Source organism: Plantactinospora sp. GCM10030261, assembly GCF_042666615.1.
GTDB lineage: Bacteria > Actinomycetota > Actinomycetes > Mycobacteriales > Micromonosporaceae > KBS50.
Genome location: NZ_JBHTDD010000010.1, coordinates 213010 through 214045 on the forward strand (window position 1 = coordinate 213010; position 1036 = coordinate 214045).

1 protein-coding gene is annotated in these 1036 nt (G+C 74.8%); it reads left to right on the plus strand.

Annotation, left to right across the window (positions count from 1 at the left end):
- On the plus strand, window positions 1-848 hold an 848-nt coding region (locus ACFQUZ_RS15025), incomplete at its 5' end, for a cell division protein DivIVA (RefSeq protein ID WP_377442414.1).
- Window positions 849-1036: the final 188 nt, after the last annotated feature.

A 1036-nucleotide genomic window follows, 5' to 3' on the forward strand; every position in this document is an offset into this window, starting at 1 on the left:
CGGATCGGATGGGTCCCCCGGATCGGATGGGTCCCCCGGACCGGATGGGTCCCCCGGACCGGATGGGTCCCCCGGACCGGATGGGTCCCCCGGACCGATTCGGGTCGGGACCGCGGGACGACCGGGGCGGGCCGCCTGGGCCGCCGCCGATGCCGCCTCGCCCGATGCCGGCCCAGGCCGGACCCACTGATCCGTACCAGAGATTCGACGAGCCGACCGGCGCCTACGGCGAACCCCCGCGGGGTGCCTTCGATGGCCCTGGCGGCCCCACCGGACGCGCCTCGGCCCGCCCGGGCCTGCCGAGCAGGGCCCCCGGTGGTCCCGGCACGCCGCCCGGCGCTGGCCCCGGTCCCCGGACGCCTGACGGTTACGACCCGGACGACCGGTTCAACGGGTTCGAGCCGGGCCGGCACGGCAAGATGGACATGACGGCCGAGATCCGGCTACCGGATCGGGAGCCGCGCGGCCGCGGTCCCAGCCCGTCCGGGCCGCCACCCGTGCCCGGCCCGCCGCCGATGCCGGCGCCCGGCGGGCCGTCGATGAGTGGTCCCGGCGGGCAACCGGGCGGCAGTCCCGGGGTTCCCGTCGGCCCTCCGGGCAGTGACATGCACCGGGTGGATCAGATCCGGCGGACCTTCCAGGTCCGGCGCTTCGGCAGCGGGTACGACCCGGGCCAAGTGGATCGCATGTTCGATGAGATCCTTCAGAGCATGGCTGGTCGGGGACCGCTTCCGGTCACTCCGGGTGATCTTGACGCGCCGCGCTTCGGCTTGGTGCCTGGGGGCTACTTCGAGGCGGAGGTGGACGCCGCGCTCAAGGAGGTCCGGGACATCCTGTTCCGGCGCTGACGATTCGGCGCTTACCGCGTTGTCGTCTGACGATCGAGGCCCATCCCGTCCGGGTGGGCCTCGATCCGTATCCGGACGCGGCCCCGCGATGAGGACCAGCCGGAGTACGACTGAGGGGGTCGGCACTGTCGCGGACGAGGGCTGGGCCGGAAACCCGCCCCGCCCCCTCCCCCCTCCCCGCCCCTCCG